The organism is Pseudomonas orientalis, assembly GCF_002934065.1.
GTDB lineage: Bacteria > Pseudomonadota > Gammaproteobacteria > Pseudomonadales > Pseudomonadaceae > Aquipseudomonas > Aquipseudomonas orientalis_A.
In genome coordinates this window covers 3,350,542-3,362,021 of record NZ_CP018049.1, presented here as the reverse complement: position 1 = coordinate 3,362,021, position 11,480 = coordinate 3,350,542, and the positions used below count along the sequence as shown (strand labels likewise).

Here is an 11,480-nt window from a genome sequence, read left to right as displayed (position 1 = left end):
CCATCCCAATGTTGAAATACAGACAAATGTGGGAGGGGGCTTGCCCCCGATAGCGGTGGGTCAGGTAAATGGATAGTGACTGATCCGCCACCATCGGGGGCAAGCCCCCTCCCACAGTTTGATCGCGTTCAGGCCGAAGGCTTCATGCATTCGATAAAGCGACCCACCCTGGTCTTGGCAACCTCCAGCAAATGCCACCCATCCCAATGTTGAAATACAGACAAATGTGGGAGGGGGCTTGCCCCCGATAGCGGTGGGTCAGGTAAATGGATAGTGACTGATCCGCCACCATCAGGGGTAAGCACCTCCCAGCTATTTCTCAAGCCACTTGCCTGGCCTGTTCGCGTTCGGCGATCAATTGACGGGTAAGCGGTATCAGTTGCTTCCCATAGTCGATCGCGTCGTTGAGCGGATCGAAGCCGCGAATCAGAAACGTGGTGATGCCCAGGTCGTAGTAATCCAGCAGCGCCTCGGCGACTTGTTCGGCAGTGCCCACCAGTGCCGTGGAGTTGCCCTGCGCGCCGAGCAAGCCGGCAATCCCGGTCCACAGGCGCTTATCCAGCCGGGAGCCTTGCGCCGCCGCTGCCAGCAAGCGGCGCGAGCCCTCATTGGGCGGTTCGCGCCGCACAAAGCCGCTGTTGTCGGCCAGCGCCGTGGCTTGCTGCAAAATGCTGTCCGCCCGCTGCCAGGCCAATTCTTCGGTCTCGGCCAGGATCGGCCGCAATGACAAGCTGAAGCGAATCGTGCGTCCATGCCGTGCCGCTTCGGCACGCACCTGCGCCACCACTTCGCGCACTTGCTCATAGGTCTCGCCCCACAGCGCATACACATCTGCATGCTTGCCCGCCACCGCGATCGCCGCCGCCGACGAGCCGCCGAAGTACACCGGGATATGCGGCTGTTGCGGTGACTTCACGCTGGAGTGCGCACCTTCGACCTTATAGTAGGTGCCGGCGAAGTCGAAGGGCGTGTCGCTGGTCCATTCCTGGCGCACCACGCTCAGGTATTCATCGGTGCGCGCGTAGCGCTCGTCCTTGCCGATATGGCTGCCATCGGCGCGCAGTTCACGGTCGTCGCCGCCGGTGATGATATGCACGGCGGTACGGCCACCGTTGAACACATCCAGCGTGGCGAACTGGCGCGCGGCCAAGGTGGGTTGGGCAAAACCCGGGCGATGCGCGATCAAAAATTTCAGCCGCTGAGTCACGCCCGCGGCATGGGCGGCGATCAAGGTGCTGTCCGGGCTGTTGGAGTGGAAGGCCACCAGGGCGCGGTCGAAGCCAGCCTCTTCATGGGCGCGCGCCACGCGTTCGACGTAGTCCGGTTGCAGCGTCGGGCCGCTGCGCGGGTGAATCTCGGAGGCGTGGTGGCCGCCGATGTAGCCGATGAATTCGATGCTCATGGTCAGGTCCTTGTTGAAGTCGGTAAACAAGCCTCCACCGGGCAGGGGTCGGTCCGTAGCGTGAACATAGGACGCACGGCCGCGTCTGTAAAATGCCGTTTGGTTCTAACCTAATTATTAAAATTGTGAATTAATATTTTTAACTATTATCAGAAGTTTGCATTTAAGGCTGTCTTGAGTGTTCGTTGCTGGAAAACGAGAGAGGTGTGGGGCTTTCGCACCCAGTGAAGTATCCTGCGCGCCTCGTTCACCACAGATCCAGAGAAGATGACAGGACAAGACATGCAGGCGCTGCTGGAGTCGATCCTCGACGAAGTGCGGCCTCTGATCGGCCTCGGCAAAGTCGCCGATTACATTCCCGCCCTGGCCGACGTACCCGCCAACCAGCTTGGCATCGCGGTATACGGCAACGACGGCGCGGCCTATTGCGCCGGCGACGCCGACACGCTGTTTTCGGTGCAGAGCATTTCCAAGGTGTTCAGCCTGGTGCAGGCCATCGACCACGGCGGCGAAAGTATCTGGGAGCGCCTGGGCCATGAACCGTCGGGGCAACCGTTCAACTCCATGGTGCAACTGGAATTCGAACGCGGCCGACCACGCAATCCTTTTATCAACGCCGGCGCGCTGGTGATCTGCGACATCAACCAGTCGCGCTTCGCCGTGCCGATCCTGTCGATGCGCGATTTTGTGCGGCGGCTGTCGGGCAATCCGCAGATCCTGGTCGATAGCGTGGTTGCCGAATCCGAAGCCCGGCATGGTGCGCGTAATGCGGCCATGGCCTACCTGATGAAAGCCTTTGGCAACTTCCATAACGATGTGGACGCGGTGTTGCACAGTTACTTCAACTACTGCGCCTTGCAGATGAGCTGCCTGGACCTGGCCCGGGCGTTCAGCTTCCTGGCCAACGAAGGCGTGAGCGCCCACAGTGGCGAGCAGATCCTGACCGCGCGCCAGACCAAACAGGTCAACTCGATCATGGCCACCAGCGGGCTGTATGACGAGGCGGGCAATTTTGCTTATCGGGTAGGGTTGCCGGGCAAGAGCGGGGTAGGCGGCGGGATTGTCGCGGTGGTGCCGGGGCAGTTTACCGTGTGCGTGTGGTCGCCGGAGTTGAACGCGGCGGGGAACTCGCTGGCGGGGATCAAGGCGTTGGAGTTGTTGAGTGAGCGGATTGGGTGGTCGGTGTTCTGAGCGTGTCACCAGACCAAACTGTGGGAGGGGGCTTGCCCCCGATGGCGGCCTCTGGGCCGACCAGGATGCTGGGTTGGATTGAGTACATATCCGTTTCTGCGGTAACGGCTGATATAGGTTCCGCTTTTACAGCGGCTCACTTTTGAAAAGCGCAAAAGTAAGCAAAACGCTCTTGCCCCACCACTCGGCACCTCGCTAATGCTCGGTGTGCCCGAACGCAGGCTTGAATCCGTGGGCCGCCGCAATGGGCCATCCCTGGCCCAGTGCGGCTAACCCGGCGTCCTGCCGGGTTACCCACGAATTCAAGCCTGCGTTCGGCCAGCGTGGTTTAACGGGGCGCCTGAGATCAAGAGCAAAAGCGCGGCGGCCTTAGAGCCGACCGGTATCATGTGTCGATCCGCGATCCAAATGTGGGAGGGGGCTTGCCCCCGATGCGGTGTGTCAGTCAGCGCTGTTGTCGCTGACCCACCGCTATCGGGGGCAAGCCCCCTGCCACATTTGGATCTCCAGTGTTTTGGGGGATTGTATACGCTCCAGATTTACGTGGCTGGGCAGGCCTCATCCAGCACCTTGTCCACCATTAGCTGCACGCCTTCAAGCATCCGGCAGATGCCCAGCGCAACATTGCGATGGGTTCCGTCGATTTCGAAAGCGAGGTGGGTGGCGATGTCGGTGATGGATGCCAGGTCCTGGGAGGCGTTGACCAGCAAGGTTTCCGTGCCCAGGTTGGGGCGTACGGTAAAGAGTTGTTCTGGAAGATTGGGGGTGTCTTTGATCATGGTGAAACTCCTTTAAGAATGGAGCTGCCACGATTCGCGGTCAATCGAAGAGGGTGGCAGCAATACGCGGGTTGACCGACCGGTCAAAAGGAGCAAAACCGGCATACCCGAAGGTATCCCGCGTATAGCTGCCGCGACACGATACATCAGGCGTAAAAAAAACGCCCAGATCGGTGTTGGGGCAGTTGCTCTTTTGAAATCGGACGGTCAAATCCGGTCGCTGAATTGGCAGCGACGGCGAGGAGGTTAGCCAGCGAAGTTCCGAGGGACAACCTGAAACGGTTGTGGGATATATCTGAGTGGGCACCATCCTGTGGGAGGGGGCAAGCCCCCTCCCACATTTGGATCTCCAGTGTTTTGGAGGATTGATCGTTTTACTTGGGATAGAGCGGCGGCAGGCTGGTGGTGTCCAGGGCCGGGTCTTGTTCGCGCTCGGCCACGGGAATGGCCTTGATCGCCCGCCACAGGTCTTCGCCCAGCCAATACTGGCCGCTCTCGCTGTACAGCGCGCCATTGAGCCCGTCCAGGGCATCCGACAGCGGCACGAAGCGCGCCGCCATGTCGGCCAGGGTTTCCGGTTGTTGGCGCGCCCAGGCGTCGAGGGCCTGGCGGGTGGCCTGGGGGTCGTTGGCCTGGGTGGCGCGCTTGAGGTCGTCGAGCAGGGTGCGCGGGCTGGGGCCGGTTTGTGCGGCGCGTTGCACGGCGGGCTGGCGGCGGGCGCGCCACCACAGGCCGAAGCCCAGCAAGGTGGTGCAGGCCAGCAGCAGGGTGCTCAGTTGCCACAGCCACAGGCGTTCGTCATCCGGTGCGGTGATGACAGTCGGCATGGCCGGAGTGTCCACTACCAGGCTCGGGTTGACCGCCACTTGCAGGGTGCGGGCCGGCAGGGTGGTGCGTTCAAGGTGGTCTTCGTGGGTGTTCCACCACACCACTTCCACGGCGGGCAGTTCCAGCGCTCCGGCACGGGTGGGCACCAGGGCTTCGCGGTCTTCACGGCTGCCGATCAGGCCGCGGTCGCGGGTCTCGTTGCCCAATACCGGTTGGTCCGGGTAGCGCCGCAGGCCGTTGACCTCGGTACTGGGCAGCGCCGGCAGTTGCGCGCTGGACAGGCCTTCGACCTTGACCGTGAGGCTGCGCGTCAGCGAGTCACCGACCTGCACATGCTCCGGCGCGGGGTTCCAGGCTTCGTTCAGGCTCAGGCTGCGCGCCGGCAACCACGGCGCGTCGGCGGGGTAGAACTCGGGCTTGGGCTTGACCGTCAGCGCCAGGGGCGCCGAGCTTGCGTGGATCAGCTTGCCCGGCTTGGTGCCCTGCAGGGTGTTCTCCTGCGGCGGGCGCGACTCCACCAGCGTGGCGCTGAACGTCTGCGCCGCAATTGCCAACGGCCCGCTGCGCTGCGGGTAGATCGCGTAGCGGGTTTCGATCACGCCATGGCGAATGCTGTTGATGACTTTTTCATAGGTGCGCGACTCGCCCAGTTGCTCCACGCGTGCATCGGGGATTTGCAGGGGCGTGAGGCTGCTGTCGTCGTACAGCGACACCGAGTGATACACGCGTACGGTCAACAGGGCCTGGGCCTGCACGTAGACGCTGGTCTGGTCGAGGCTGGCTTCGACAAACACCGGCGCCAGTTCGGCGCTGGTGTTCTGGCTGGCGGTCTCCACCACCTGCAGGGTAATCGGCTGGGTCTTGAGCTCGCCCACCTGCAGCGGCGGGATCACCACCGTGCCGTTTTCCCTGGGCAGCAGGGTGATGATCCAGCGCGTGGTCGCGTGGTTATCGCCGCCCAGGGTGGTGAGTTGGTTGATCTGGCGCGTGCCGCTGACTTCGAACTGCGCATCCAGGGGCGACAGGTCGGGCTTGCCGAACTGGGTTACGTCGCTGGATTCCACCGTCAGTTCCACCGTTTCCCCGGAATTGAGGCGGCTGCGGTCCACGCTGGCGACCAGGTTCGCCGCCTGGGCGTGGCCTGCCGACAAGGCGAGCAGGAGCAGAAGGGTGGTGCGGCGGCTCATCGAGTCTTGTCCTGATGCTGTTGCTGTTCGTACCAGAATTTGCGCCGCAGCAGCTCCCCGGGGTTGTCCGGGATCTGCTGCAGCCATTGCTCCAGCGCCTGGCGGTGTTCGCCTTCAAGGCTGGTATCGGCGGGGCGCAGCGGTGGCGTGGTGGTGTGCTCGTCGCCCAGTTCGCTGCCGGGCACGTCGTCGCTGCCGGCTGGCGGCGCGCTGGCCGTGTCGGTCGCGCCGTTGCCGGTCTGGCCCTGGCCCTGAGTGGATTGCTCGCCACCCTTGGCATTTTGCCCGTCGGCGCCCGGTTGCGCAGTTTGGCCGGGTTGGGTAGTTTCGTCATCCTGGTTTTTTTCGGGTTCGTCGGGCTTGGGCTGCGCTTGTTGCTGCAGCAGGCTTTCCACCAGCGCCTTGTTTTTCAGGGCTGGTTGCAGATCGGGCTGAGCTTCGAGTGCCTGTTCATAGGCGTCGACGGCAGCTTCCAGCGCGCCGGACCGGGCCAGAGCGTTACCCCGATTGTAGTGGGCGTAGGCATTGTCAGCTTCGGCAAAACGCTTGATGGCCTCGGCATAGTTACCCGCTTCATACAGGGCCACGCCTTGCCATTGCGGGTCCTGGAAGCGTTCGGCGGCTTCGGCGGGGCGTTTTTTCTTCAGCAGATACTGGCCCTGCTGGTCGGGGCGCAGCCACAGGTCCTGGAATTCGAAGGCGTAGCTGGGCTGCGGTGCGGCCATCAATAGCAGCGGCAGGCAAAACAGCCAGCCGCGCCGTCCGGCGCAGGCGGCCAACAGCAGCAGCGGCAGGAGCAGCCAGTAACCCTGGTCGGCCCAGGTGTCCAGGCGCAGCAGTTGGCCGTCGTCGCGCAGGGCCTGGGGTGGGTCAAGTACGCCCAATTGCCGCAGGTCTTTCTCGTCCAGGCGCGCCGCTCGGTAGCGGCCGCCCATTTCGCTGGCGAACGCCTTGAGGGTCGGGCTGTCGAGGCGCGGAATCAGGATCGCGCCCTGTTCGTCCTTGAGGAATTCACCGCTTTCCTGGGTGACCGGGGTGCCTTCACGGCTGCCGATGCCGAGGATCGACAGGCTCGGCGCCTGGTTACCTTGCAGCAGCAGACGAATGCCCTGGCGTTCCTGCTTGGACAGCGACGAGCCGATCAGCAGCAGGCGCCCCTGGCCGAGGCCGCCGTGCTTGAGCAGGGCCAGGGCTTTGTCCACCGCCAGGTCGGCGCGGTGGCCGGGCTCGGGCATGATCGAGGGGCGCAGCGCTTCAAGCAGGTTACGGCTGGTGGCCAGGTCATCGGACAGCGGCACCAGGGTGTGGGCGCTGCCGGCATACACGACGATGGCGGTTTGCGCATCCGTGCGCGCCTGCAACAGGTCGTACAGCTTGCGCCGCGCCTGCTCGAGGCGATTAGGCGGGCTGTCGGTGGCGAGCATTTCGGGGGTGAGTTCCAGCAGTACCACCAGTGGGTCGGAAGGCTTTTGGCTCTGTTGTTCAACCCGCTGCCAACTGGGGCCCAGCAGCGCCAGCACGGCCAGCAGCCAGGCGATGCCCAGCACGACCCAGGGGGATTTGCTTTCGCGACCGTTGCCGCCGCTGAGCAGCACAGCGTGGAAGGCCGGCGGCAGGATGATCTGCCAGCGTCCGGCGCGCTTTTGCCGGTGCCACAGTTGCCACAGCAACCAGCCGAGCAGCGGCAGCAGCAACAGCCACCAGGGACGCAGCCAATGTGGCCACAAAGCGATCATCGACGCCTCCGCAAGCGCAGGCGCTTGAGGCGCTCGCGCCATTCAGGGCTCTGCGGCAGGAACAGGCGCTTGCTCGACAGCTTGTCGTACAGCCGCTGCAAGGCGTTGTTCGGCCAGCGCTCCTGCACCACCAGCAACAGGCTCAGCAGCAACGCCAGGGCCAAAGGGCCGCTGTACAGCGCGTGAGCGGGGCGGGCGCGGGTGGGTTGCTGTTCGACGGGCTCCAGGGTGTCGAGGGTGGTCTTGATCTGTTCCAGCTCCTTACCGTCACGGGCACGGAAATACTGGCCGCCCGTGGCCTCGGCGATGGCCTTGAGCGCCGGTTCGTCGAGGTCCAGGCTCGGATTCACGCCAAGAATGCCCAGGGAACCGGTCTGCTCGGGATCGGCGCCGATGCCGATCGGGTAGATTTTCACCCCTTCTTCAGCGGCCAGGCGCGCGGCGGTGAGCGGATCGATCTGCCCGGCATTATTGGCACCGTCGGTCACCAGGATCAGTACGCGGCTTTGCGCCGGGCGCTGACGCAAGCGTTTCAAGGCCAGGCCGATGGCGTCGCCGATCGCGGTGTTCTTGCCGGCAATGCCGATGCGCGCTTCATCCAGCCAGGTGCGCACGGTGCGCCGGTCGAAGGTCAGCGGCGCTTGCAGGTAGGCCTGGCTGCCGAACAGAATCAGGCCCACGCGGTCGCCCTCGCGCGCTTCAAGAAAGTCTCCCAGCAGGTGCTGGACCAGGGCCAGGCGACTGACGTCCTCGTCCTGCCAGTGCATGTCGGGAAAATCCATGGAGCCGGAGACATCCACGGCCACCAGCAAGTCGCGGCCACTGGCGGCAATCGGCAGCGGCTCGCCGAGCCATTCCGGGCGTGCGGCGGCGGTCAACAGCAGCAGCCACAGCACCACGAAGGGGGCCTGCTGGCGCCAGCCCGGCAGGTTAATCCGGGCGCGGCGCCGGGCCAGGCTTTCGAGGTCGGTGAGGTAGCTGACCTTCAAGGCCGGTTCGCCGCTGTCGGCCACCGGCAGGATGAGGCGCATCAGCCACGGCAACGGCAACAGGGCGAAGATCCACGGCCAGGCGAACTCAAACATGTTTGCGAATCCAGGTGTCGACGGCTTGGGTCAGGCCGGCGATGGCCTTGTCGTCGAGTTTGCATTCGGGCTTGTAGGCGCCTTCGACCAGCACCATCCAGCGCGTGAGACCGGCGGCGGGGCAGCGGTTATCCAGGAACGCCAGCCATTTGCGGCCGTTGAGGGTGTGGCTTTGGCTGTAGGGGTAGTCATTGCGGCACAGGCGCTTGAGCAAGCCATTGAGTTGTTGCAGCCAGGCACCGGCGGGCGCGCCGTCATAGGGCTTGGGCATCAGCGCCAGCTCCGCCAGGGCCGCGATGCGCAGCGGGTCCAGGGGTTGTTCGGCGCGGGCGATAGGTTGGCGGGCGGGCAGCCAGCGCCGCAGCCGCCAGGCGCCCCAGCCGAGCAACGGGATCACCAGCAACAGCAGCCACCAGCCCGGCGCGGGTGGCCAGAAGCCGATGGCCGGCGGGGCGATCAGCGGTTGCAGTTGGTCGAGGCTGCTCATTGTTTTTTGACCGGGCGTTGCGGGTTGAGGTATTCGCGCAGTTGCTCGACCATTTCACTTTGGGTGCTCAATGGCATCAATAGCACCCGTAGCTTCTGCGCGAGCAATTCCCAGCGGGCGATGCGCGCTTCGGCCTGGGCCTTGTAGGCCTGGCGCAAATCGAAATTGAGCGTGTCCAGTTCCAGTTGCGCGCCGCGTTGCGCAAAGCGCAGCAACCCGGCGGCGGGCAGGGCGTGGTCCAGCGGGTCGGAGATGGGCAACAGCAGCAGATCGCAATGGCGCGACAGCAGGCTCAACTGTTGCTCGGCGCCTTCGGTGAGCGCCCGTTCATCACAGATCACAATGCCCAGGCTGCCCGGGCGCAGCACTTCGCGGCCACGGCGCAAGGCCATGCCCAGGGCATCGGCTTCAGGAAGGCTTTCGGTGGTGAGGCTCTGGTTGACCCGCACCAGGCGGTTAAGCAGTTGCAGCAGGCTTTGCTTGCTGCGCCGGGGTTTGATTTCGTAGTGCTCGCTGTCGCCGAACACCAGGCCGCCCACACGGTCGTTATGCCCCAGTGCCGCCCAGCCGATCAGGCTGGCGGCTTGTGCGGCGAGCACCGACTTGAACATCTGCCCGGAGCCGAAAAACAGCCGGCAGCTTTGCTCGACCATGATGAAAATCGGCCGTTCGCGCTCTTCGTGGAACAGTTTGGTGTGGGGCTCCTGGGTGCGCGCCGTCACGCGCCAGTCAATGGTGCGCACGTCGTCCCCGGCCTGATACACGCGCACCTGGTCGAAATCTACGCCGCGCCCGCGCAGCTTGGAGTGATGCAGGCCGATCAACGGGCTGCGCTGGCCGGGGGTGGAAAACAATTGCACTTCCCGCACGCGATGACGCATCTCGATCAATTCACTGAGCGTGACGTGGATACCCGCGCTCGCGTTCATCGACTTCAAGCGACGGCAACGACGTCAAGGATGCGTTGCACCACGCGGTCCTGGTCTACACCCGCGGCCTCGGCTTCGAACGACAGGATGATGCGGTGGCGCAACACGTCGAACAATACCGCCTGGATATCTTCGGGGCTGACGAAGTCGCGACCGGCCACCCAGGCATGGGCACGCGCGCAGCGGTCCAGGGCGATGGAGCCGCGCGGGCTGGCGCCATAGGCAATCCACTCGGCCATCTCCGGGTCGAACTTGGCCGGGGTGCGCGTGGCCATGACCAGTTGCACCAGGTATTCCTCCACCGCATCGGCCATGTACAGGCCGAGGATTTCCTTGCGGGCGGCAAAGATCGCCTGCTGGCTGACGCGGCGCTCGGGCTTGGTTTCGCCGTTGAGCGCTTCGCCACGGGCCTGTTGCAGGATGCGCCGTTCGACGGCGGCATCCGGGAAGCCGATCTTGACGTGCATCAGGAAGCGGTCGAGCTGGGCCTCAGGCAACGGGTAGGTGCCTTCCTGCTCGATGGGGTTCTGCGTGGCCATGACCAGAAACAGCGGCGACAGCTCATAGGTGCTGCGCCCCACGCTGACCTGGCGCTCGGCCATGGCCTCGAGCAGTGCCGACTGGACCTTGGCCGGCGCACGGTTGATTTCGTCCGCCAGCACCAGGTTGTGAAAGATCGGGCCTTGCTGGAACACGAAGCTGCCGGTTTCCGGACGATAGATTTCGGTGCCGGTGATGTCGGCGGGCAACAGGTCGGGGGTGAACTGGATACGATGGAACTGCGCTTCGATGCCTTCAGCCAGCTCTTTGATGGCCTTGGTCTTGGCCAGGCCCGGTGCGCCTTCGACCAGCATATGGCCGTCGGCGAGCAGGGCGATCAGCAGGCGATCGATGAGTTTTTCCTGGCCGAGAATCTGCGTAGAAAGAAAGGTTCGCAGCGCTAGCAGCGCTTCACGATGTTCCATCGATGACGGTTCCTGGAAAAGATGAGCCTGGGTGTCAGGAAAAAACACCGGCCTGGGGGGCTTACTTTAATGCATCGCGGGGTGTGGCGACTAACGGCGTGACGGGTATTTTTGGCAAAACTTGTAGGAATTTTGTGTAGGGGGGCTTGCTGGGGGGAGCACAGTCGAGGTGGGAGGGGGCTTGCTCCCGATGAGGGCGTGTCAGTGCATGCACCTTTGCCGGCCCACCGCCATCGGGGGCAAGCCCCCTCCCACATTGGATTGGTGTATGGCTTGGAGCTCGCGTACCACCCGAAGACCAATCCAGTCACCGCGGGTCTGCAGGTGAATGCATTCCTCCTGATGCATCGAGTTCAAATGTGGGAGGGGGCTTGCCCCCGATGCGGTGTGTCAGCCAGCGCTGTTGTCGCTGACCCACCGCCATCGGGGGCAAGCCTCCTCCCACATTTGATCTTGGGTGCAGCTTAAATCCGGGTGAAGGTGCCGGTGCCTTTGAGGATGTTCTGCAGGGTCTGCTCGACCTCGTTCAGGTCGGATGCGGCCGTGGCATGCGTGATCTCAAGGTGGTCATCGCCCCCCAGCGCATCGGCATCGCCGGCGGCGAGTTCGACCCGCAGGCTCGTGGCCCCCAGGGTAATTTTCAGCCCGGCCAGCGTCGATGGCTCATAATCCCAGGTCAACTCCACGTCGTCTTCGTCCGGGTAACGGCTGAGCATGAACATCTCGCCGTTCTTGCCGTGGCAGCAGAGCATGGCCATGTTGTCTTCTTCGTCGTCGCACGGCGTGGCCATCAGGGCGTCGGTTTTCAGCTGCGGCATGGGGAATCCTGTGTGGAGGAGGGGCGTTGCGCGGGGCAATTGTGCCACTGCGCCGAATTTTATGCTGCACGAT

The 11,480-nt window shown here is 63.8% G+C and carries 10 protein-coding genes; 1 reads left to right on the top strand and 9 read right to left on the bottom strand.

Annotation, left to right across the window (positions count from 1 at the left end; all coding sequences use genetic code 11):
- Positions 1–319: 319 nt before the first annotated feature.
- Positions 320–1,402 carry an LLM class flavin-dependent oxidoreductase gene (locus BOP93_RS15040; protein ID WP_104505294.1) on the bottom strand — a complete coding sequence of 361 codons (1,083 nt, stop codon included), beginning with the start codon at positions 1,400–1,402 and terminating at the stop codon, positions 320–322.
- Positions 1,403–1,684: 282 nt separating this feature from the next.
- Between BOP93_RS15040 and glsB the strand changes: the two genes are divergently transcribed.
- Entirely contained in the window at positions 1,685–2,593 is a 909-nt protein-coding gene (glsB, locus tag BOP93_RS15035) for a glutaminase B (RefSeq protein WP_065884751.1), read from the top strand.
- 539 nt (positions 2,594–3,132) lie between these two features.
- Here the strand turns inward: glsB and BOP93_RS15030 are convergent.
- The 8 genes from BOP93_RS15030 to BOP93_RS14995 form a co-directional block, all read right to left on the bottom strand.
- Positions 3,133–3,372, bottom strand: coding sequence for a DUF6124 family protein (locus tag BOP93_RS15030; RefSeq protein ID WP_104503263.1), 240 nt, complete (start codon positions 3,370–3,372; stop codon positions 3,133–3,135).
- Between the two features lie 374 nt (positions 3,373–3,746).
- On the bottom strand, positions 3,747–5,387 hold the full coding sequence (locus BOP93_RS15025; protein WP_104503262.1) for a BatD family protein: 1,641 nt from the start codon (positions 5,385–5,387) through the stop codon (positions 3,747–3,749).
- Positions 5,384–7,123, bottom strand: a complete 1,740-nt coding sequence (locus BOP93_RS15020) for a tetratricopeptide repeat protein (protein WP_104503261.1) — start codon at positions 7,121–7,123, stop codon at positions 5,384–5,386. The genes BOP93_RS15025 and BOP93_RS15020 overlap by 4 nt, the downstream gene beginning before the upstream one ends.
- Positions 7,120–8,208, bottom strand: coding sequence for a vWA domain-containing protein (locus BOP93_RS15015; RefSeq protein ID WP_104503260.1), 1,089 nt, complete (start codon positions 8,206–8,208; stop codon positions 7,120–7,122). Before BOP93_RS15015 ends, BOP93_RS15020 begins: the two co-directional genes overlap by 4 nt.
- On the bottom strand, positions 8,201–8,695 hold the full coding sequence (locus BOP93_RS15010; protein WP_065891781.1) for a DUF4381 domain-containing protein: 495 nt from the start codon (positions 8,693–8,695) through the stop codon (positions 8,201–8,203). The genes BOP93_RS15015 and BOP93_RS15010 overlap by 8 nt, the downstream gene beginning before the upstream one ends.
- The gene (locus BOP93_RS15005) at positions 8,692–9,624 is read right to left on the bottom strand and encodes a DUF58 domain-containing protein (protein WP_065887789.1); all 933 of its coding nucleotides are present in this window, start codon (positions 9,622–9,624) and stop codon (positions 8,692–8,694) included. The genes BOP93_RS15010 and BOP93_RS15005 overlap by 4 nt, the downstream gene beginning before the upstream one ends.
- A 5-nt stretch (positions 9,625–9,629) precedes the next feature.
- The gene (locus BOP93_RS15000; protein WP_104503259.1) at positions 9,630–10,589 is read right to left on the bottom strand and encodes an AAA family ATPase; all 960 of its coding nucleotides are present in this window, start codon (positions 10,587–10,589) and stop codon (positions 9,630–9,632) included.
- Positions 10,590–11,053: 464 nt separating this feature from the next.
- Positions 11,054–11,407: a hypothetical protein gene (locus BOP93_RS14995; RefSeq protein ID WP_104503258.1), complete on the bottom strand. Its 354-nt coding sequence runs from the start codon at positions 11,405–11,407 to the stop codon at positions 11,054–11,056.
- Between the last annotated feature and the right edge of the window lie 73 nt (positions 11,408–11,480).

Coding starts and splice junctions, on each gene's coding strand:
- BOP93_RS15040 (WP_104505294.1), bottom strand. CDS start 1,402: ATGAGCATCGAATTCATCGGCTACATCGGCGGCCACCACGCCTCCGAG.
- glsB (WP_065884751.1), top strand. CDS start 1,685: ATGCAGGCGCTGCTGGAGTCGATCCTCGACGAAGTGCGGCCTCTGATC.
- BOP93_RS15030 (WP_104503263.1), bottom strand. CDS start 3,372: ATGATCAAAGACACCCCCAATCTTCCAGAACAACTCTTTACCGTACGC.
- BOP93_RS15025 (WP_104503262.1), bottom strand. CDS start 5,387: ATGAGCCGCCGCACCACCCTTCTGCTCCTGCTCGCCTTGTCGGCAGGC.
- BOP93_RS15020 (WP_104503261.1), bottom strand. CDS start 7,123: ATGATCGCTTTGTGGCCACATTGGCTGCGTCCCTGGTGGCTGTTGCTG.
- BOP93_RS15015 (WP_104503260.1), bottom strand. CDS start 8,208: ATGTTTGAGTTCGCCTGGCCGTGGATCTTCGCCCTGTTGCCGTTGCCG.
- BOP93_RS15010 (WP_065891781.1), bottom strand. CDS start 8,695: ATGAGCAGCCTCGACCAACTGCAACCGCTGATCGCCCCGCCGGCCATC.
- BOP93_RS15005 (WP_065887789.1), bottom strand. CDS start 9,624: ATGAACGCGAGCGCGGGTATCCACGTCACGCTCAGTGAATTGATCGAG.
- BOP93_RS15000 (WP_104503259.1), bottom strand. CDS start 10,589: ATGGAACATCGTGAAGCGCTGCTAGCGCTGCGAACCTTTCTTTCTACG.
- BOP93_RS14995 (WP_104503258.1), bottom strand. CDS start 11,407: ATGCCGCAGCTGAAAACCGACGCCCTGATGGCCACGCCGTGCGACGAC.